The organism is Pseudomaricurvus albidus (genome assembly GCF_018863235.1).
GTDB lineage: Bacteria > Pseudomonadota > Gammaproteobacteria > Pseudomonadales > Cellvibrionaceae > Pseudomaricurvus > Pseudomaricurvus albidus.
Genome location: NZ_JAHKRS010000002.1, coordinates 341,370 through 362,225, shown reverse-complemented (window position 1 = coordinate 362,225; position 20,856 = coordinate 341,370). Strand labels below are relative to the sequence as shown.

Here is a 20,856-nt window from a genome sequence, read left to right as displayed (position 1 = left end):
CCACTCCGCCTGAAGGTTAGTTTCAGATACAGGGGCAGAAACCAGCCCCTGCTCTCGCCTTCATTTTAGAACGAATAGTTCAGGAGTACACGGGTGTAGAGGAAATCATCCTTGTCCACGTCTGGACGGTCAAAATCCATATATGAAGTGCGCAGACGACCTTTCAGACCTTTAATACGCTGGAATTGGTACTGAAGATCAACGCCGGCCTCGTACCCACCATCCAGATTCCGACCGCTGACGGCAATGCCTTTGTCACTTTGCCGCCAACCGGAATAGATGAGATTAAAGTTTGCTCCCGGAAGGCCAAATCCGTAACCGACACGCAGCGAGGTGGTTTCCAAGCCGGCAAAGATTTCATCGATAAAACCGGTTTTGTAACTGCGAAACATGGGGACATGCCCTATTGAGCCAGGGAAATTGCCATCATCATCCATCGATGTGTATCCCAGGTGCAATAACACCCCTTTGACCGTGGTTTGAGCCTTAACGCCCCAATAACCGGTATCCGGTAACTTATCGTAATTTGCCGTTAACGCCTTGGCTCCAAGGATCCAGCTGGAATCGGGAATCTTGTAAGTCAACCCGAGAAAGCCGCTATCGTACTTGTCGGCAGTTCGCACCGCTGCGGGTGGGTCACCGACTGGATCATCATTCCTGTTCGACAACCATTGAGCTTCGACGGTAAGGCCGGAAATACTGTTGTTGGTCAGGTAGAGAGAGTAGACAGGATTATGGTACTGCAGGTCATCCTCAACGAATGTGTCATTGGAGTCTTCGCCGTAACGCTTGTTCCAGCGATTCACTGCCATCATCCGCAGCTGGGTGCCGGGAAGATCATGATTTTCAATAACAACCGCGTCGAAAGAATCCTGCATAGGAAACTCACCGCTGCTCATCAGCAATGGCGTCACGATTTTCTGTCGGCCAATGCGCACGCGGGTATCGGTCAGAGATTTATCAACCGCATACTCCAGGTAGGCAACCAGAAGATCGGTCGAACTGATCGAGACGCGACTGTCGTCCTCACCACCGGCGATGGTAGCCTGCTCGTCATCCTGCATTCCCCAATCGTGGCCACTCTGCAGACCTACTACAGCCTTCAAGCCTTGATAGGCACCGGTTTCGTAGGTTAACGACAAGGCCGAACCCAGCACATTGGAATTATTAAGGGCTGCAGCTCCGTTTCTTGCATCTGACTGCGAGCCACCGACGTAGGTGTTGCGAACTTCACCACTGATCTTGCCACCAATCAGGGCCTCGTGAAAAGAGTCGGCCTGCGCCTTGCAGCTCAAGACTGATAACAGCGCAACAGCCAGGCATAACTCATGACGGTATTTCATCTGGGCAACCTTTATACATCTTTATTGTTATCGTGGAAGTCTGTTCTCTGCTCAACCACCTGCGTACTGCTCAACTACCTATGCACTACTCAACTACAGGCGGCGAGGCAGGAATCAATAGATATCCAGATCTTCGGCCAGAACGACGTTGCCGTTGAACACCGCCTTGACTTCTTCGAGGGTCTTTTCGCGAGGCGCGCCATAGTGCAATACGTGAGTCAGAACCAGCAGACCGGGTTTGGTTTCGTTGGCAATACGTCCCAGCACACTGGATCTGGTGTGCGCCGCGGAGTGATATGCCTGCCAGCCCTCTGACAAGCCAGCCAGACCTTCATCGCAAATTACTTCATGCACCAGGATGTCGGCGCCCTTAGCCATCTCTACCAGTTTCTCGCTGTACGAGGTATCACCGGAGATCACAATGGTTTTATCCGGGGTCGTTATACGATAGCCGAAGGCGGGGGTAATCTTGCCGTGCTCGATGTCAAACGCCTCGATGGTCACATCTCCGTCCTTGACGGTCCAGCCACCCTGAGCGTACTCGTGGGTCAGGTACTGATAGCCGGTAGGATCCTTGATCGGACTGCGACTGTTCACCCGCAGGTCAGTATCGCGCTTCACCATGGCGTAATAACCCTGAGTCATCTCGTTCAGGCCCGTTGGTCCCCAGACACTGATCTTGTCGCTGCGACGCCACCAGTAGGTAGAGGCCAGCTCCGGGTAATCCAGGATATGGTCACTGTGCAAGTGAGTCAGAAAAAGATGTTTGATCTTTGTCGGGTATAACGCCTCCACGCCTTTCTTTTGCGCGGCAATGATGGCGCTGCGGACGGCCCCGGGGCCAATATCGAAAACATAGGCCTGACCGTTATAGACTACCGCAGTAGCGGGGCCGGAATGATCGGCATCCGGTACTGGCGTTCCTGTACCGAGCATAACGACCTGAGTCTCAGCCTGTACACTGGCAGCCGCCATACCGAACAAGCCGACACAGGCCAAACGTGAAAAAAGTTTCATGGGGTTCATCATTATCTCTCTCGTCATTATTGTTCTGATGCAGATTGAGTTACTTGAGTCGATGGCGCCCGCTGCAACACAGACACCCACTCACAGGAAAACTCACTGCTGTTTTCTATCGGAGTAATCACTCACTCGATGGAAAAAGCCTAAACAGGTTAAAAACGAAGTGAAATCAGTTCTGGCAACCTGTGCCACCAGATGGCACAGCCACTCTCGAATGGTTAAACAAAACTCAAAACAGGTAGGTTTAGACGCCAGCCATAAACATTGAGACACCAATAAGTGACATCAAAAAGATCCACCAGGCACAAATTCGTGAACGATATTGATAATAATTCCCATTCCTATATCATACCCTCCCAATGACGAGCAGCACATTGAGGGCTGCCGATTTTGCCTGGGAGTATCACTGATGAAAATATCGCCAAATTCATTCAACCGCCGCCACTTGCTGGCTGCGGCAATTGCCCTGATCAGCACCGGCGGTCATGCTGCCGAAACGGCTTCAACCTCCAGACAAGGTTCATTGGAAGTGGTCGAAGTCACCGGCCATGACCTGCAAGGCAGCTATATTGTGGAATCCATGAGCACAGCCACAAAGTTTGGGCTGTCTGCGTTTGAAACCCCTCAGTCTGTCTCGGTAGTCACTGCGGCTCAGATCCAGGATTTTAATCTGAACAGCCTGAATGATGTGCTGATGAACACCACCGGTATCAACGCCGAAGAGGTGGAAACAGATCGCATCTATTACACCGCCCGCGGTTTTGACATTACCAACTTTCAGTACGACGGCATGGGCTTGCAAGTCCCCGATGGCAACATCAGCGGCGATATCGATACCTACGTCTACGACCGCGTGGAAGTCGTTCGCGGCCCCAACGGGCTCATGGCCGGTGCCGGAAACCCTTCTGCAACCATCAATATGGTGCGCAAACGTCCTACCGATGAGTTCATCGGCCAAGTGGGCGCCAGTGCCGGCTCCTACGATGAATACCGTTTGGAAGGTGATGTTTCGGGCCGTCTCAGCGATCGGGTCCGTGGACGTCTGGTAGTTGCCACTGAAGACAACGGTTCCTATCTGGATCGTTATGGTCACGACAAGAAAGTCGCTTACGGCGTTATCGATATCGCTTTGACTGATTCCACTTTGTTTACTGCAGGCTACACCTGGCAGGAAAATAAAGCAGACAGTCCTTTATGGGGAGCGGCTCCACTGCTGTACACCGACGGGACACAAACAGATTTCAAACGCTCGACCAGCACCGCTCCGGACTGGGCATTTTGGAACTCCACGGAAGTACAGGCCTTTGCAGAAATAGCACACACGTTTGACAGTGGCTGGGAAGTAAAAGGAACCTATACCTATATTGACCACGAAGAAGACAGCGAGATGCTGTATTACTTCGGCACACCCGACAAGATTACAGGCCTGGGAGGACGGGCCTACGGAAGTGATTATACGGAAGATAATGGCATGGATCTGTTCGACCTGTATGCCAGCGGTACCTTCCAACTGGCAGGTCGCGAACACGAGCTGGTACTGGGGTACAGCTGGTCCGAAAGCACTGTCGATAATTTCTCGTACTACGACGACTCATTCCCACCGTTGCCTGAAGATTTCAGAACCTGGAACGGTGGCGGTGTTGATCTGAACCTTCGTCGCTCAGTGCGTGGCGGCGCGGATTATAAGGATGAGCAAGAATCCATCTACGCGGCTACTCGTCTGAACCTCACTGACGATTTGAAAATCCTGCTAGGCGCTCGTGTCAGCGATTGGAAAACCACCGGAAGTTCGTACTCCGTCTCCAAGGAATCCAAATATTCTGGCGTAACTACCCCATACGCTGGCATTGTCTACTCCATCACCGACACGGTCTCTTTCTATTCCAGCTATACCGACATCTTCACTCAACAAACTGCTGAAGATATTAACGGTAGCCGCCTGGATCCTCTGGAAGGCCGCAGCCATGAAGCCGGCATTAAAGCCCAACTGGCTGATGGAAAGCTGTTATTCACCCTGGCGGCTTTTGATATCGAGCAAACCAACCTGGCGATTTCCGGCCCCGATAACAGCCCAGTAACCGGCACCAGCTATTACATCGCTTCGGACGGAATTTCCAGTGAAGGCTTTGAGATTGAGCTGGCCGGTCAGGTGACAGAAGGTCTGGAAATGAGCCTCGGCTATACCAATTTGGATATGGATGCGAATGACCAACAAGACAAAAATGTTTTACTGTTTACACCAAGCCAAACCCTGCGCCTGTCATCCAGCTACCGCCTGCAAAGCCTGCCAGATCTGAAAGTGGGCGCCAGCCTCAAGTGGCAGGATGACACATCCCGGGTCGACAGCGGCTTTGAAGTGCAACAGGACAGTTATGCCTTGATTGATTTGTTTGCCAGTTACGACTTGACGGAGCAGGTCAACGTAAGCCTGAACGTGAAAAACATCACCAATGAGAAGTACTTAACCAGTTTGTATTGGGGTCAAGGTTATTACGGTGCGCCCACGACTGCCACCGCCTCCGTCAATCTGCGTTTTTAGAGGATGGAGAGAAAGGCCGGTGCAATTACACCAACCGGCCTTTCTCGCTAACAGATACGTCTCGGTGATATGAATTTTCATTACATCACCCTCCGTTACAGCTTGCCCGCATCAAAACTTTCAGTCCGACCCAACAACCTCTCACATCTTCCTGCAGCCTCTGATTTGCCAGAAAGAAGACCTCTCTCGTAATTAAGCGAGCCCATTTGATCAACCGCGGCATGCATTCTAAACTTAGTGATGAACTACAACGGTTTATATCAATTCTTTGGCTCAGGCATTGCAAATCGACGACACCGCATTTAATCTTTTGTGACAAGCCGAACAGCAAGTAGATATGTGCAAAACGAAAAACACAAAAAAACAGTCAATGCACTTGACACCATAACAACCAACAATCTCACCCCGCTTTCATTGATTTAACCGCCCCTCAACATTCGGCCAATCGAGATTGTAACTAGAAACATCTACTGCCAATAAAATCGGAACTGTGATACCGTTCAAGAATAACAAAGGCGAAAACTCCACACTGGAGAATAAAAACCGCCGACAAAGAACCAATGGTGATACATGCAGAATCGAATTCAAACCTATAAACAGCTGACCGACTCCGCTCCAATTCTTTGTTTCTCTGTGGATTGCGACCTTCGCTACACCTACGTAAACCCTTTTTTCTCCAAGGTTCATGGAGTTTCCTTACAGGAAGCTCTTGGAAAAACGATTGAACAGGTTATTGGCCAAGAAGGGTTTTTGTCTAATCTTCCACGCTACAAGAAAGCACTTGAGGGAGAAACCATCGAATACGAATCGTTCTTTACCAAACGAGATGGCAACCCACATTATTATCGTGCAGTTTACACTCCCATTGAATACGATGGTGCCATTCAAGGTTTTACCGGTATCGTGATCGACATCACCGCCGAGAAAGAACTGAAACGCTTATCCCGAACAGACCCCTTAACCAACCTGCATAATCGCCGCAGCTTTGAAAGCAATCTCGCTCATTTGTTAAAATCCAACAGCGAATCTCAGCACGGCCTGATTTTTTTGGACATTGACTTCTTCAAAGCAATCAACGATCAGTTTGGCCATAGTGTCGGCGACCGCGCACTGATTTCCATCGGTGAACTGCTGAAGAAAAACACACAAATTCGCAACAATGCCTATCGTATAGGCGGTGAAGAATTTGCGGTAATTTTTCCTGACATAGAAGATCAGAACACTCTGTTAGAGGCCGCTGAACACATAAGACGCACGATAGAAACTTCCACGATCATTCCCGAACGTCAACTTACCGCCAGCATTGGTGCTGCGCTATTTAAAGCCGGCGATGAGCGCCACACCCTGTTAAAACGTGTAGATATTGCCTTGTATCAAAGCAAAGATAGCGGACGCAATCAGGTTTGTTTTATTTAATGGAACCACTCCACACTCTCGTGATAGTGCGCCACCTCATAAGGCAGAGCGTTCAATCATGAAAATGAATGGTCATCCATTGTTCCTTTAGAGAATAAGGCAATCTCATCAAATCCTCTGTCGCCGGTCCTTTAATCACATGGCCCGCGAGGTCAAACTCCGAACCGTGGCAAAGGCAACGCCAACCGCCGTCGGCCAGAACACCGGGGCGAGGCTCACATCCCTGATGAGTACAGGAAGCCAAAACCACCAGCCACTCTGCATTGGTATCCCAGACAGCTGCATTCTGGGTCTCATGAGGTCGACGCACGATGTGAACTATTTTCCGGCCGGGTGCGACAACCCGTTTGACACCACCAGGAGATAGCCCTTCAATCGACACACGAAATTGCCGTGATGTTTGACTGTGTGTATCACTGGCAATGAGCGGCAGTGCGCCCATTGCCAAGATCAGATCGCGTCTGCGCATCGCCAATCACTCAGTACTGAACGCAATGCGTCGCGGTACGGTGCCCACTGGAATCTGTTCAACTTCTTCCAGCTTGTGCAAATCAATCACAGAGACCGTGTTATCACCAGGATTGGACACATAGGCAAAACGTCCCTCTTCGTCACACACCACCCAGTTAGGGTTTTCACCTACGGGGATGGTTCCCTTGAGCTTGTAGTCGGGCAACGAATAGACGGCAACATAATTGGCTACGGTGGCAACAGCCAACAGAGTTTTGCCATCGGCCGTCATGGCCAAACCGTGATTGTAGGTGTATGGAAATGACGTCGGCAGTTTGTTCACCTGCAGATCATCTGGGTTGCGCGCACCACCGCTGCCGGGCTTACTCTTCAGCGGAGGCAGCTTAATGGTTTTCACATACTCGCCAGAATCAATCTTACGGACTTCAAAACCGTGTAATTTTGACAGCTGCATGTAGAACAAATTGCGGTCGTCATCAATGACAATTGGACGGATACCCTCTTGCCCTTTGCTGTCGATTGCCATCAGCAAACTGCCGTTACTGGTATCGTAAACATACACCGCCCCGGTCATGATATTACCGGCAAACAGACGCTTGCCATCCCGTGATGTCTCCAGGGTATGATTCCCCAGAATGGACGGCCACCAGGAAAGGATGGTGCCATTTTCCGCGTCCAGCTCCAGAATCCAGTTACGGTTATACATAGGCACGTAGAGCCGCTTGCCATCGGGCGAACCCGCCAGATGATGTGGCGAGCCATCAATAGACAGTGACCACAGCTGTTCTTTTGAGTCTGTGTCGTAAGCAACGACCATCCCCGACTCATTGGCTTGATGCCCGAACGGGCTGTTGGACATCCCCTGCACCGAAACATAAAACTTGCTGCCATCCGGAGAGCCCATCACGTCATCGGTATTCCCCTGAATGGGAAGGTTTTTAACAACCTTACGCAGTTGGGTATCCACCACCTGTACATCGTGGGAGTCCGCACTTTCGACCAGTAAATAATTTTTAGGGGAAGCGGCCTGCACAGCTGCAGAGGCCATAACCAGGCTCATTGCCACAGGTGCCGACCACTTAAGTAGACCTTGCAGCCTGTAAGAGGAGTGAAAACGATGGAGTTTTTTCATTATTAGATCCTGCCGTCTGTTAATTTAATGCGTCACTACGCATCTCAGAACGGCCAATCTACAAAGAAGTCACGGTAATGACTGCAACAATTATTTCCATTACGTGATTTTAAGCTGGGCGAGGTTCATTTAGATCAATAAATGGTCGGCGTCTTGCCCATCCTCGGACAACAACGTGTAAAACGTTTCTTTGAATTCCTGCACATTATGAATGGTAATTTTTCGGTAATGGAGAGTGATCCAGCCATTTTTTTCTAACGCACGAATCTCCCGACCAATACTTTGACGACTGGATCCCAATACACTGGCAATCAGCTCGTGAGTGACATCATGCAGTTCCACCGAATCATCCACCCGTGTACCTCGCATGGGGACAAGGCGGTACAACAAGCGTCCGATTCGCTGTCGCAGGGACAACATGGTGACTTCATTCACCATTGACATAAGAAAGCGTGTTCGTCGACTCAGCAGCGCGCACATCCTGCGAGCGATCTCGCCATACTGCTCAAACAACTCCTTGAAATCCGGAGCGCTGAGACAAAATAGCTCGCAGTCTGTCACCGCAACCGCGGTATTGCTGCGTTGGAGACCGTCGAGCATGGACATCAGGCCAAAGCAATCGTTTGGATAAAGGGCCGTCATCAGAATTTCGGTATCACCCTTGCCGTAAATATTGATATTGATTTCACCGCTGATGATTTGATACGTGGATTCGGCTTGCTCTCCAAGCCGGTAAACGGTCTTGCCTGCAGGGAAAACAATACGACGACCACGACGTCGGACCTCTTCTTGCACATCGACAGGCAACATCGAAATCCAGTCATTATAAACACCCAGGTTATGCATAATCTCTCTCCAGCAGAGCACGGTTGAGCAATAAAGTTCTTCACCCCCCCGACAGAATGTTCAATAAGCAACAAATGTTGTTTTTCCCTTCGTGGATGAAAGCTAGCCTAACGCTGCTGGGACTGGCCCCTCCCAATGCCTCTCAGGACGGAGTTTACAGTTTCAGAACGCATACCGGTTAAATCATCGGCCGGAATTATATCCAGCGATTAGCCATATATCCATTGAGGTCATAATAATGATAAAGCAACACACCATCCCAAAAGCCTTACCCTCAAACTTACCCTTCGCCCAATCGCCACTGGTATTATCACTTTGCCTTGCCGCCACAATTCTATCCCCCCAGCTTCAGGCCCAGACACTGGAAGAGGTCATCGTAACCGCTACCAAACGGGAACAAGGGCTGCAGGATATCCCCATTGCCATGTCGGTAATGAACAGCGAGCAACTGAGCCAGAGCGGTATCGTCGGACTGGACGACATGTCCAGCCATATGCCGGCGGTGCACATTACCGAAGCAACCGATGGCGATCAGGTGTTCATTCGCGGCATTGGCTCTGGGGTCAACTTTGGTTTTGAACAGTCCGTAGGGACATTCATCGACAACGTATACTACGGCCGCGGCCGTAACGCACGCTTTGCCTTTCTGGATGTTGAACGGGTCGAGGTACTGAAAGGCCCCCAATCAACATTATTCGGAAAAAACACCATTGCCGGTGCGATCAACATCACGACGGCAACCCCCAAAGAAAACTTTGAAAGTTATGTACAGGCCAACTACAACACCGAACTGGAAGGGCGTGAGTTGACTGGCATGATCACCGGGCCATTGTCCGAAACGGTATTTGGTCGTCTGGTGGCAAAATCTTATGAAGATAACGGTTACGTCGAAAACACATACATTGGTGAAGATGGACCGCAAATGGATACCTGGGCCGCACGCGGCTCACTCCTTTGGCACGCCACCCCGGATCTGTCTCTAACGCTAAAGGTTGAAAAAGGCGAGTTTGATGTGGTGGGACGCCCTCAAATGATAGGCAAGGCATCTGACACAGCGATCAGTTTGTACCGCACCGCTTACCCGGACTTTGATCCCGACTTCAACTTTGAGCGGAGCATGGCAAACCTGCAGGGCCCTGGCAGCCGGCAAGGGGAGTACGACGAGACGGATTCCAACATTTACCAGCTCACGATCGATTATCAACTGGATGACCACACGCTGCGTTCGGTCACCGCCTACACAGACTATTCCTTTGAACTGTTTAAAGACGCCGACTACAGTCCTCTGGAGATTACCGCTCAGACACGCCGTGAAGAACACAAACAGTTGAGCCAGGAGTTCGTTCTGTTATCACCAACCGGTCAGACACTGGAGTACAAGTTCGGTCTCTTTTTTCAAGACACTGACCTCGAACACCACGAGGAAGTGGATATATCTTTAAGCAACCTGGGCGCGGCGGGCTTGCCAATCCCACCTCTGGATGGTTCCAGTAACCATACCTTCACCCAGGAAGGGGAAAGCTGGTCAGCGTTTGCGGAATTCACCTGGAATGTCAGCGAACAGTTCCGCACCATTGTGGGTATTCGACAATCCTACGATGAAAAAGTCATGACCAACACCACATTTATGGGTGAATTTCAAAACCCCACCGAACCGGACGCATTCCTCTGTCAGGTCTATTCGGATGCACTGGGTTTTATCAAATGCTTCACCTTTGACGAAAACACGCCCAACTTTGATAACCGCCGTACCGAACAGCACACCAGCGGCAGTATCGCCCTCCAGTATGATTTCGACTCATCCATGATGGCTTATCTCAACCTGTCCAATGGTTACAAGGGAGGCGGCTATGATGAAAGCAACCGTCTGGCCAGTGTCGAGAATGAAGAGTTCGATGATGAGACCGTGGAATCCCTCGAAATCGGCTTGAAAGCCGATCTGCTCGACCGTCGCCTGCGTCTGAACCTCGCCGCATTTTACAGCGAGTATGACAACATGCAGGTCAGCACCTTCGACGGCAACAGCAGTTTTGTTGTTGGCAACGCGTCGGAATCACGGGTACAGGGTGCTGAAGGGGATCTGGAATTTGCCTGGACGGATAGCATTACAGTAAACGCCGCGTTTTCGTATCTGGATGCAGAGTACACCAGCTTTCCCAACGCAGCCTGCAACGCTGAACAAGAAGCCAGCTGGTCAGAAAATGGTCCATGTCGTCAGGATTTATCCGGAGCCCCGTTGCAGTTTGCTCCTGAGTGGTCTGCCAGTTTCAGTGCAGAATACACCCGCAGCCTGACAGAATTCTGGGATTTGCAAGTCAATGCCACAGCTAACTTCATGGACGATTACGAGGTAGCCAATGATCTGGATGAAAATCTGCGTGTTGGCAGCTATTGGAAAATGGATGCGCGCGTGGCCTTGCATTCCAGTGACGGCCACTGGATGCTGGCTTTGCTGGGCAAGAACCTGACCGACGAAAAGGTCCTGGCCTGGGGCAATGACGTGCCGTTTGGCAGCCTTGGCTTTGCCGAAACCTACCACATGCAAATCGATCCGCCGCGTTCATTTGAAATTCAGGCACGATACAACTTTTAACCTTCGGAGGAAGGCGGCCTTCGCCTTCCTCTTAAACATCCCTTAGGAAATCAACGGATGCTGGCTCAGCACGCATAGAAAACCTTTTAGTCTTTTGGAACGATTCTGATAATACCGTTATCTTCTGTCGCCACATAGAGATAACCATCCGGACCCTCTCGCAAAGTACGCACACGACCTATGTCTTCAAACATGATACGAGTGGACATGATGCTGTCGCCAGCCACTTCGCAGAACACTAGGTAACGAAACTTCAACGAACCAACCAGCAAATCACCGCGCCATTCCGGATAGCGAGGGCTGGTGACAAACGTCATGCCCGACGGAGCGATGGAGGGATCCCAGTAGTGTACCGGCGACTCGTAACCCTCGCGGGTTTCCGCTTCAGCGAATTCACTGCCACTGTAGTTGATACCGTAGCTGAGTATGGGCCAGCCATAGTTGGCGCCGGCCTTGATCAGATTCACTTCGTCCCCGCCCCGCGGACCGTGTTCGTGAATCCAGATATCGCCACTGAGAGGATGCATGGCCATGCCCTGAGGGTTGCGATGGCCCAATGAATATATGGCAGGGTTTGCACCGTCCTGGCCGACAAAAGGATTATCACTGGGTACACGCCCCAAATCGGTCAGACGATAAATTTTACCGCCATCGCGACTCAGATCCTGCGGAAGATTATCCCGGTCTCCGCGATCACCGATGGAGAAGTACAGATAACCTTCGCGATCAAATTCAATACGACTGCCGTAATGGCGGCCACTGGTGGTATTGGGCCCGGCTTTATAGATCACCTGCTGGTCAGTCAGACGATCGCCGTCCAGCCTGGCTCGCATAATCGCCGTATGGCTGCCCTTCCCTTCACCGTCCCGGCTGGAATAAGAGAGATACAGCCATCCATTCAGGTCGTATTGGGGATGTCGTTCAAGATCCAGCAGGCCGCCCTGCCCGTTAACATGTACTTTGGGTACGCCCTTGATGAGTGTTTTCTTACCTTCGGAATCAATCCGATGCATTTTGCCGTTGCGACTGCTGACCAGCATATCGCCATTGTCCAGCCACACCATCCCCCACGGGACACCGATGTCTTCGACAACCGTTTCAAATCGATAGTGTGGATGACCACTATTAGAATTAGCGTCAGCCGCCAGTCCTTGCAACGACCAACAGGCCCACACTAAAATCAGTATTGCTTTCATAAAACGAACTCCGTCAATCTGTAGCAGGAATGCTCCGATTTGAATTCGGGTGCACCAAGAAACCTAAGAACGACACCAGAGCATACATACAGACTGCTGTGACAAACTCAGAAGCATACGACTACACTTACTGTATTCAAACATACTACCGTCTTAATTCCGGATATTGAACAGGGGTTGACTCAATGAAAATTTTATCCTTTGCGGCGAGCAACAGCCGTCACTCCATTAACCGAAAATTACTGAATTACACCGAAAGCCTGTTCTCCGATTTCGACATTGAGCATTTGGATCTCAACGATTATGAAATGCCCATTTACTCCATTGATCGGGAGCATGAATCCGGCATTCCGGATTTGGCCAAGCAGTTTGTTCATGCCATTGCACAGGCCGATGCCCTGTTGATCAGTTTCGCTGAACACAACGGCAACTATACCGTAGCCTATAAAAACATACTGGATTGGTGTTCTCGTCTGGATCGCAACATCTATCAAAACAAACCCATGTTATTGCTGTCCACCTCGCCAGGTCAGGGGGGTGGCGGTAGAGTTTTAACGATGGCAGAAAACGCAATACCCTATTTCTCAGGCACGGTCATTGGCACACTCTCAGTCCCCAGTTTTAATGAAAACTTTGATGTTGACCGAGGCATGCTGGTAAATGAAACACTGATCCATCAGTTAACCGCGCTCACCAAACGCTTAAGAGAAACAATACAAGGCCAGTAGACCTGATCTGCTCTATAAACCAGTTAAGCCAACAGCGATCAAACACACCAAGGTCACTATACAGAGTCATCAAGAACAAAAAAACAGCCCGGTGCTCATCACACAGGGCTGTAACCTGGCTGGTGATCAGAGAATCAGAGATCAAATCGATCCTGAGTCATGACCTGAGTCCAGGCTTTGACAAAGTCGTCTATAAATATCTTTTCTCCGCCCTCAGCCGCATAGGCTTCAGACAGCGCTCGCAATTCGGAATTGGAACCAAACACCAGATCTACAGATGTCGCAGTCCATTTCAGTTTGCCAGAAGAGCGATCATGGCCTTCGTACAAACCTTTGGCAGCACCTGGCTTCCACTCGGTAGACATATCGAGCAAATTGACAAAGAAGTCATTGCTCAGCTGTCCGGGGTTGTCGGTTAGTACACCATGATTACTGCCGTCGGCATTGGCTCCCAGAACACGCATTCCACCAACCAGCGCGGTCATTTCCGGTGCGGTTAACGCCAGCAGGTCAGCCTTCTCGACCATCATTTCCTTGGGCGGATAATAGGCACCTTCAGCGTAGTAGTTACGGAAAGCATCGGCTTTCGGCTCCAGTACGTCGAAGGCTTCGGCATCGGTCATTTCCGCAGTCGCATCGCCACGTCCTGATACAAACGGTACCGTGACTTTATGACCGGCGTCTTTGGCGGCTTTTTCAATGGCAGCAGCGCCACCCAGGACAATCATATCAGCCATCGAAATCTTGCTGCCTGAATCCTGGCGTATCTCATCCAGTTTTTTCAGCACCTTGGCCAGTTCCTGTGGATTGTTGGCCGGCCAGTCTTTTTGTGGCGCAAGACGGATGCGGGCGCCGTTTGCGCCACCGCGCATGTCAGAATAGCGATAGGTCGACGCCGATGCCCAGGCAGTGCGTACCAGTTCGGGAACCGTTAAACCCGACTTGAGAATGCTGGACTTGAGTTTCCCAGCCTCACGGTCACTGATGGTTTTACCTTCCGGAACCGGATCCTGCCAGATGAACACTTCTTCAGGCACTTCGCTTCCCACATAACGGGCACGCGGCCCCAGGTCGCGATGGGTCAGTTTGAACCAGGCTTTGGCAAAAGCCTTGTCGAACTCTTTGGGGTTTTTCCAGAATCGCTCGGCGATTTTCCGAAACCCCGGATCTTCTTTCAGAGACAGATCCGTTGTCAGCATAATGGGCGGATTGCGCTTGCCTTTAACATGAGCGTCGGGAACACTTTGCATCATCGATTCATCGGTAGGAATCCACACCGTGCCACCGCCAGGTGATTCGTGCTTTTTCCAGTCGAAACGAAACAGATTATCGAGATAGAGAATGGACCAGGCGGTCGGCGTCTGTGTCCATGCCCCTTCCAAACCACTGGTCATGGTATCTTCCGAGTGACCTTTGCCGCATTTGTTTTTCCAGCCGAGTCCCTGCTGTTCTGTAGGAGCTGCAGCCGGTTCCGGTCCGACGCAATCCGGTTTACTGCCGCCGTGTACCTTACCGAGGGTGTGACCACCGGCAATTAAAGCAACCGTTTCTTCATCATTCATTGCCATGCGAGAAAAGGATTTACGAATATCTTCGGCTGCCATTACAGGATCCAGATTGCCGTTGCGGCCTTCAGGATTCACATAAATAAGCCCCATATGCAGTGCGGCTATGGGTTTTTCGAGGTTGCCATCTTTGTCAAAGCGTTTGTCATTGCCCATCATTTTGGTTTCCGGGCCCCAGTACACCAGATCGGCTTCCCAGTCATCTACACGTCCGCCGGCAAACCCCAACGTCTCGAACCCCATGGATTCCAGAGAGACATTACCGGCCAAAATAATCAGATCGGCCCAGGACACATTGCGTCCGTATTTCTGCTTCACAGGCCACAATAATCGACGAGCCTTATCGAGACTGACATTGTCAGGCCAACTACCCAACGGTTCAAATCGCTGCTGAGCCCCCTCGGCTCCACCGCGACCATCGTGGATACGGTAGGTACCTGCACTGTGCCACGCCATTCGAATCATCAACCCGCCATAATGACCCCAGTCGGCGGGCCACCAATCCTGTGACGTGGTCAGTACTTTCTCGATATCCGCTTTCAGCTCTTTCAGATCAACTGTCGCAAAGGCTGCTGCATAGTCGAAGTCGTCGCTGTAGGGGCTGGAGCGTTCATCGTTATCACGCAGTGGTCCTAAATCCAATTGGTTAGGCCACCAAAAACTGTTGGGCTTGGCTTTACCGCTGAACATATTTTCTGAGTGAGCCACGGGCGCCATGGCAATAGCGATTGCAGCGACCAATGGCAGAGTTTTTCTGATCATTATTCTTTTCTCCCTAAATCGATCCAGCCTGGAATAGAGGTTATTGGCACTGTTATGCAACACACCATCCAGTGAGGCATTGATGGTAAACGTATGGAGAAGTCGATTTTCTTGCAATCGACTGTTGTAGTTATATAGGTCAAAACATGCTGGCTCGCATCATTAAATACTTTTATTGACGGAATGCCATGAAACTATGGAAGACTGAACATGGCTAACAGCACGTCCATATTGCGATCTGCTATTTAGAAATAATTCAATAGAGACTTAAGATCAAAAACGCCGCGAGAATCATCGCCACCCAAAACACCACGCGTCCAGTAGGCCAGGTCTTGGCCAGAATTCCCTGTGGCCCGGAATGGGTATGGATGTGATTGCCCAGTGCCGACAGAAACCTCTTGATCGTTTGACGCAACACTTCGTTCAACGACCAGAAAAGGCCCATGATGAATTCGAACAGGCGCGGCAGCAGGCGACGATAAAACCACTCCACATCCAGATTTACCGACGGCAATTCTGGAGGGTACAAACCCCGTTGATTAAGCCATACAAACGCCAACGCTGAAAAGAACAGCAATTGCAGCTGCGCCAGCACGTGAGTAGTGTCATAGGGCGTGTAATCGACATCATGAGGCAGCAAGGAGTAAACCATCTCGGGGTAGACACCGATTGCCACACAGAGCACGGCAGCGATAGTCATGGCAATCAACATATTGGTTGGCGGCTCGCTTGTACGAATACCCGAATCATGGGCAAAAAAGGCGAAATACGGGATCTTGATACCCGCGTGATGGAACACACCCGCAGAAGCAAATAACAACATCAACCAGATGACGTTATAACCATTGTTCAGGGCAGCAGTCATGACCATGGATTTACTGACAAACCCGCTGAACAGAGGAAACGCCGAAATGGATGCAGCCCCCACAATACAAAGGATCGTGGTTTTCGGCATGGACTTGTAAAGCCCTCCCAATTCCGATCCATTGATCTTGCCGGTCATATGCAGCACAGCACCCATAGACATAAACAACAGGCCTTTAAAAATCACATCGTTAAAGGCGTGTGCCACCGCACCGTTAACCGCCAGGGCCGTACCTATGCCGATCCCGACCACCATAAAGCCCACCTGGTTGATCAGGCTGTATGCCAGCACCCTGCGCAAGTCATTTTCAATAACGGCGTAAAAGATCGGAAAGCACGTCATGACCGCGCCAATATAGATCAGCAGCTCGGTGCCGGGGTAACCTCTCGCCAAAGCATAAACGGCCACTTTGGTGGTAAAGGCGCTCAGAAAGATCGTACCGGTTGGGGTCGATTCGGGATAAGCGTCCGTGAGCCAGGTGTGCAGAAAAGGGAAGGCACACTTGATTCCAATAGCGATAAAAATCAACCAGCTGGCAAGCCCCGCCGTTCCGACATGCTCCAGACCGATAAAATCAAAACGCAAGCTGCCACTGGCCTGTACATACAGAATGACTCCCACTAACAACAGCAGCCCGGACATGACCTGAATCATCAGATAACGCATTCCGGACCGGTAGGCTCTCTCCGTTCGACGGGCAAAGACCAGAAACACCGAGGTAACAGCCAGCATCTCCCAGAACACAAACAAACTGATGAGATCGCCACTGAACACAGCCCCAAGCGCGCTACCGGCGTACATGAGGCTGGCAACCTGCTGAAGCAGATCACGCACATGCAATGCATACACGATGGCAATAAATGCGGCTATATGAAAAACATAGCCGAACAGGACGCTGAGTCTGTCGGTGTAAAAAGGCGTCAGCTCAAATCCCAGCAGAGTCACTTGCCAATGCTCACCCTCGGGCAATTGCCATAAAAAGAAGCCACTTACCAACGGAATTGCCAACAATACAAGATTGCGACCCCAGCCACGCAGCAGTGGCAGCAATAACGCTCCCAGATAAAAGTAAATAAATGAGGGCAGCTCAGCGATCCACATCAGAAGCCTCCGATTCTGCACCGTCTTTTTTATCTGTTACCAAATCCACTACCCGTGGCTGGTGATCGTAAAAGTCTTCATCACGCATTAATACCTTGCGCATAACCTTGGCGAGAAGCACCAACACCACACAGCCCAAAAACCCGTACAGGGGGTAAAAGCCAATCAGTGTTTCCCAGGGATGAACAACATGTCGATGTATGACCACATCCATAATGAGCAAGAGGGCACAGCATGCATAAAACACGCGCAGCACCCGCTTGACGTTGGCAGGCTTATCAAAAAAACCGGGGGAATCTGAATTCATCATCAACCGTTAATCCTGTTCGCCAGATCATAAACACCGTTCGGGTACACAAACAGCACCAGAGTCATAAAGGCTGTTACCACCAACGCAATCAACGATGGCATCGGTGCCTCTTTTAATTGCGAACTGCTCTCCACATTAGTGTCACTACTGCCCCAAAAAGCTTGCAGAGGAATCGGTAACAAATAGGCAATATTCAAAAGAGAGCTCACCAGCAAGGCAACCACCATCAGTTGCTGACCGGCTTCCAGGCTGCCCCAGATCAAATACCATTTACTCCAGGTGCCACCGCCAGGAGGCAAACCAATAATGCTGACACTGGCAACCAGAAAAGCCGTCATCGTTACCGGCATAGCCTTTCCCAGCCCCGCCATTTGACTGACTTCGGTTTTATGACAAGCCACCATAATCGCGCCTGCGCAGAAGAACAGAGTGATCTTGCCAAAGGCATGCATGGCGATATGCATTGCACTGCCGACAATAGCGAGCTCAGTTGCCACCAGAGCGCCAAGGGTGATGTACGCCAACTGACCTATCGTGGAATAGGCCAGACGGGCTTTCAGATTATCTTTTCGCATGGCGACCAGCGATGCCAACACGATGGTCAAGCCCGCCAGATAGATCAGCCATTGTGTGGCGGGCAGGCTGGGCAACACTTCCAGCCCGAACACAAAGACACACACTTTCAACAAGGTAAATACACCGGCCTTGACCACTGCCACCGCATGCAGCAAGGCACTGACCGGAGTCGGTGCCACCATCGCCGCGGGCAACCATCGATGAAACGGCATAATGGCCGCCTTGCCGATACCGAATACATACAGCGCCAACAGTATCGACAGCAACCACGCCGGCGTGCCTTCCGGGAAGATTCCGCCGGAAGTGAAGGTCAACGTCCCGGCAATGGCCCAGGTGGTGATCATGGCCAGCAGGAACATCAGAATCGATGTGCTGAGCAAGATTCCGAGATAGACCCGTCCGCCCTGCTTCGCCTTGTCGGTTCCGGCATGGGTGACCAGAGGATAAGTACAGAGGGTCAGTACTTCGTAAAAGACAAACAGGGTGAAAAGATTTGCCGAAAACGCGATGGCAAACACCGTGGCGATGGCAATGGCAAAGAAGACATAAAATCGTGTTTGATTCTTTTCGTGATGCCCACGCATATAACCGATGGCATAGAGCGTCGTCACCGGCCACAGGAAACCTGCAATCAATGCAAACAATAAGCCCAATGACTCGAGAGAAAAGCTCAAACTCAAACCCGGAAGTATTTCCACCCAGGTTATGTCAACGTCTCCGCCAGACATAAACTGACGATGAATAGCCAGCACACAGGCAAACACCAAGACACCGGCCAACAATGAAATACCGTCACGAATGTTGGGCTGATGGCGACACAAAAGAATACCGACCACCGCCACCAGCGGCAGGAACATGGTCGCATGGAGCAGAGTCGAGAGTTCCATTACAGCCGCCCCCCAAATATATGTTCCGCAGCCAGCTCAGCAACGCCCACGGGCAACCGTGTGTCTATTCCAAAATAGATATTGGCGATAACCAGAATCCACAAAGCGGTCAGCAATCCTATAGGTGCCTCTCGAGTTCCATCAGACTGATCGCCCGATGTTGAAGGTGCAAAGTACATTTGTTCCACAATGCGCCACACGTACACAATGGCCAGCAACGAACCAACCACCAGCAGCAACGCCACCCACCACAAATCCTGTTCCAGTGCGGCAAGGACCAGATACCACTTACTGACAAACCCTACCGTCAGAGGCACACCCACCAGACTCAGGCCGCCAATGACAATGGCAGCGGCAGTCCAGGGCATGACACTGGCCAATCCTGCCAGATCTTTGAGCTGTACACTGCCCAAACGATAAACCACCGCTGCCAGAGCCATAAACAACGACGCTTTCATTAATGCGTGATTAAACAGATGTAACAGGCTTGCCATGCTGCCTGCGACGCTGTCCAATCCGTAGCCGACAATCATGTAACCAATTTGCGCCACACTGGAATAGGCAAACAGCCGCTTGATATTTTGCTGGAAAACCGCCACCAGAGAGGCGGCAAAAACACCGGCCAACCCCAGACCGATAAAGACCTCATGCAACGGCAGAATGGATTCGGTCAGTTCAATGCCGAACACACCGAAACTGAAACGGAATAACAAATAGACCGCGACCTTGGTGGCCGACGCTGCCAGAAAAGCTGTGACAATGGAAGGCGCAAAGGCGTAGGCATTGGGCAGCCATACATGCAGGGGGAACATGGCCAGCTTGAGACATACCCCCACAATCAAAAACGCAAAGGCCACCAGAACGGTGGTCGATTCAGAAACCGATGGGATACGCTGCGCCAGATCGACCATATTCAAGGTGCCGGTCATGATGTACAAGTAGCCGACACCAATCAGGATAAACGTCGCACCAATGGTGCCGACAATCAAATACTGGAATGACGCCCACAATGCCCGTCGATCTTTTCCCAGACCAATCAGAATGTAGGACGCCAGCGAAGAAATCTCGAGAAACACAAAGACGTTGAAAGCATCTCCGGCTGCGACAATACCCAGCAATCCGGCAAGGCAAAGCAGGTAGGCAACATAGAAGTAGGATTGATTACTCACCGGTATTTCTTTCTCAATGCTGCGATAGCCACCCAGCAACACTATCGTGCTCATACAACTCACGATCAACAACAAATACGCGCTCAAGATATCAATTCGGTATTCAATACCGATGGGCGCCTGCCAGCCACCGAGGGCATAACTCAGGGTGCCATTGGCCTCTACCTGCCACAACAATGCCACACTGATCATACTGGCCAGCAAACTGACCAGCAGAGTAAACCCCCAGACAAAACGACTGCCCTTTACCATCAGGCATAAAGGGGCCCCCAGTAAAGGAATAATGACCTGAAGAATGGGAAGGTGTATTAGCAAAGTCCGTCTCTCTGTTTTT

15 protein-coding genes are annotated in these 20,856 nt (G+C 50.9%); 4 read left to right on the top strand and 11 right to left on the bottom strand.

Annotated elements, in window-relative coordinates; all coding sequences use genetic code 11:
• Positions 1 to 65 precede the first annotated feature (65 nt).
• Together KOI40_RS05010 and KOI40_RS05005 are read right to left on the bottom strand one after the other, a co-directional pair.
• Positions 66 to 1,343, bottom strand: a complete 1,278-nt coding sequence (locus tag KOI40_RS05010) for an OprD family outer membrane porin (protein ID WP_216096360.1) — start codon at positions 1,341 to 1,343, stop codon at positions 66 to 68.
• A gap of 114 nt (positions 1,344 to 1,457) precedes the next feature.
• Complete coding sequence (locus KOI40_RS05005; protein WP_216096359.1) at positions 1,458 to 2,360, bottom strand: MBL fold metallo-hydrolase; 903 nt, start codon at positions 2,358 to 2,360, stop codon at positions 1,458 to 1,460.
• Positions 2,361 to 2,775: 415 nt separating this feature from the next.
• Between KOI40_RS05005 and KOI40_RS05000 the strand changes: the two genes are divergently transcribed.
• Together KOI40_RS05000 and KOI40_RS04995 are read left to right on the top strand one after the other, a co-directional pair.
• Positions 2,776 to 4,905 carry a TonB-dependent siderophore receptor gene (locus tag KOI40_RS05000; RefSeq protein ID WP_216096358.1) on the top strand — a complete coding sequence of 710 codons (2,130 nt, stop codon included), beginning with the start codon at positions 2,776 to 2,778 and terminating at the stop codon, positions 4,903 to 4,905.
• A gap of 570 nt (positions 4,906 to 5,475) precedes the next feature.
• On the top strand, positions 5,476 to 6,321 hold the full coding sequence (locus KOI40_RS04995) for a sensor domain-containing diguanylate cyclase (protein WP_216096357.1): 846 nt from the start codon (positions 5,476 to 5,478) through the stop codon (positions 6,319 to 6,321).
• A 52-nt stretch (positions 6,322 to 6,373) separates the two neighbouring features.
• Here KOI40_RS04995 and KOI40_RS04990 read toward each other — a convergent pair whose 3' ends face one another.
• The 3 genes from KOI40_RS04990 to KOI40_RS04980 form a co-directional block, all read right to left on the bottom strand.
• Positions 6,374 to 6,790: a QcrA and Rieske domain-containing protein gene (locus KOI40_RS04990; protein ID WP_216096356.1), complete on the bottom strand. Its 417-nt coding sequence runs from the start codon at positions 6,788 to 6,790 to the stop codon at positions 6,374 to 6,376.
• A 6-nt stretch (positions 6,791 to 6,796) separates the two neighbouring features.
• Complete coding sequence (locus tag KOI40_RS04985) at positions 6,797 to 7,840, bottom strand: YncE family protein (RefSeq protein ID WP_216096355.1); 1,044 nt, start codon at positions 7,838 to 7,840, stop codon at positions 6,797 to 6,799.
• Positions 7,841 to 8,053: 213 nt separating this feature from the next.
• Positions 8,054 to 8,770, bottom strand: a complete 717-nt coding sequence (locus KOI40_RS04980) for a Crp/Fnr family transcriptional regulator (protein ID WP_216096354.1) — start codon at positions 8,768 to 8,770, stop codon at positions 8,054 to 8,056.
• 238 nt (positions 8,771 to 9,008) lie between these two features.
• Here KOI40_RS04980 and KOI40_RS04975 point away from each other — a divergent pair, with 238 nt between their 5' ends.
• Positions 9,009 to 11,363 (top strand): TonB-dependent receptor, encoded by a 2,355-nt coding sequence (locus tag KOI40_RS04975; RefSeq protein WP_216096353.1) that lies wholly within the window; start codon positions 9,009 to 9,011, stop codon positions 11,361 to 11,363.
• An 86-nt stretch (positions 11,364 to 11,449) separates the two neighbouring features.
• Here KOI40_RS04975 and KOI40_RS04970 read toward each other — a convergent pair whose 3' ends face one another.
• The gene (locus KOI40_RS04970) at positions 11,450 to 12,559 is read right to left on the bottom strand and encodes a PQQ-dependent sugar dehydrogenase (RefSeq protein WP_216096352.1); all 1,110 of its coding nucleotides are present in this window, start codon (positions 12,557 to 12,559) and stop codon (positions 11,450 to 11,452) included.
• Between the two features lie 185 nt (positions 12,560 to 12,744).
• Between KOI40_RS04970 and KOI40_RS04965 the strand changes: the two genes are divergently transcribed.
• Entirely contained in the window at positions 12,745 to 13,287 is a 543-nt protein-coding gene (locus KOI40_RS04965; protein ID WP_216096351.1) for an NADPH-dependent FMN reductase, read from the top strand.
• Between the two features lie 134 nt (positions 13,288 to 13,421).
• Here the strand turns inward: KOI40_RS04965 and katG are convergent, their stop codons facing one another.
• The 5 genes from katG to KOI40_RS04940 all read right to left on the bottom strand — a co-directional run bounded on the left by katG (position 13,422) and on the right by KOI40_RS04940 (position 20,837).
• Positions 13,422 to 15,614 (bottom strand): catalase/peroxidase HPI, encoded by a 2,193-nt coding sequence (gene katG, locus KOI40_RS04960; RefSeq protein ID WP_216096350.1) that lies wholly within the window; start codon positions 15,612 to 15,614, stop codon positions 13,422 to 13,424.
• A gap of 256 nt (positions 15,615 to 15,870) precedes the next feature.
• Entirely contained in the window at positions 15,871 to 17,580 is a 1,710-nt protein-coding gene (locus KOI40_RS04955; protein ID WP_216096349.1) for a Na(+)/H(+) antiporter subunit D, read from the bottom strand.
• On the bottom strand, positions 17,567 to 17,890 hold the full coding sequence (locus KOI40_RS04950) for a hypothetical protein (protein WP_216096348.1): 324 nt from the start codon (positions 17,888 to 17,890) through the stop codon (positions 17,567 to 17,569). The genes KOI40_RS04955 and KOI40_RS04950 overlap by 14 nt, the downstream gene beginning before the upstream one ends.
• On the bottom strand, positions 17,890 to 19,353 hold the full coding sequence (locus tag KOI40_RS04945) for a proton-conducting transporter transmembrane domain-containing protein (protein WP_216096347.1): 1,464 nt from the start codon (positions 19,351 to 19,353) through the stop codon (positions 17,890 to 17,892). The genes KOI40_RS04950 and KOI40_RS04945 overlap by 1 nt, the downstream gene beginning before the upstream one ends.
• A complete protein-coding gene (locus KOI40_RS04940; RefSeq protein ID WP_216096346.1) occupies positions 19,353 to 20,837 on the bottom strand; it encodes a monovalent cation/H+ antiporter subunit D family protein in 1,485 nt (494 codons plus the stop codon). The genes KOI40_RS04945 and KOI40_RS04940 overlap by 1 nt, the downstream gene beginning before the upstream one ends.
• Positions 20,838 to 20,856 lie beyond the last annotated feature (19 nt).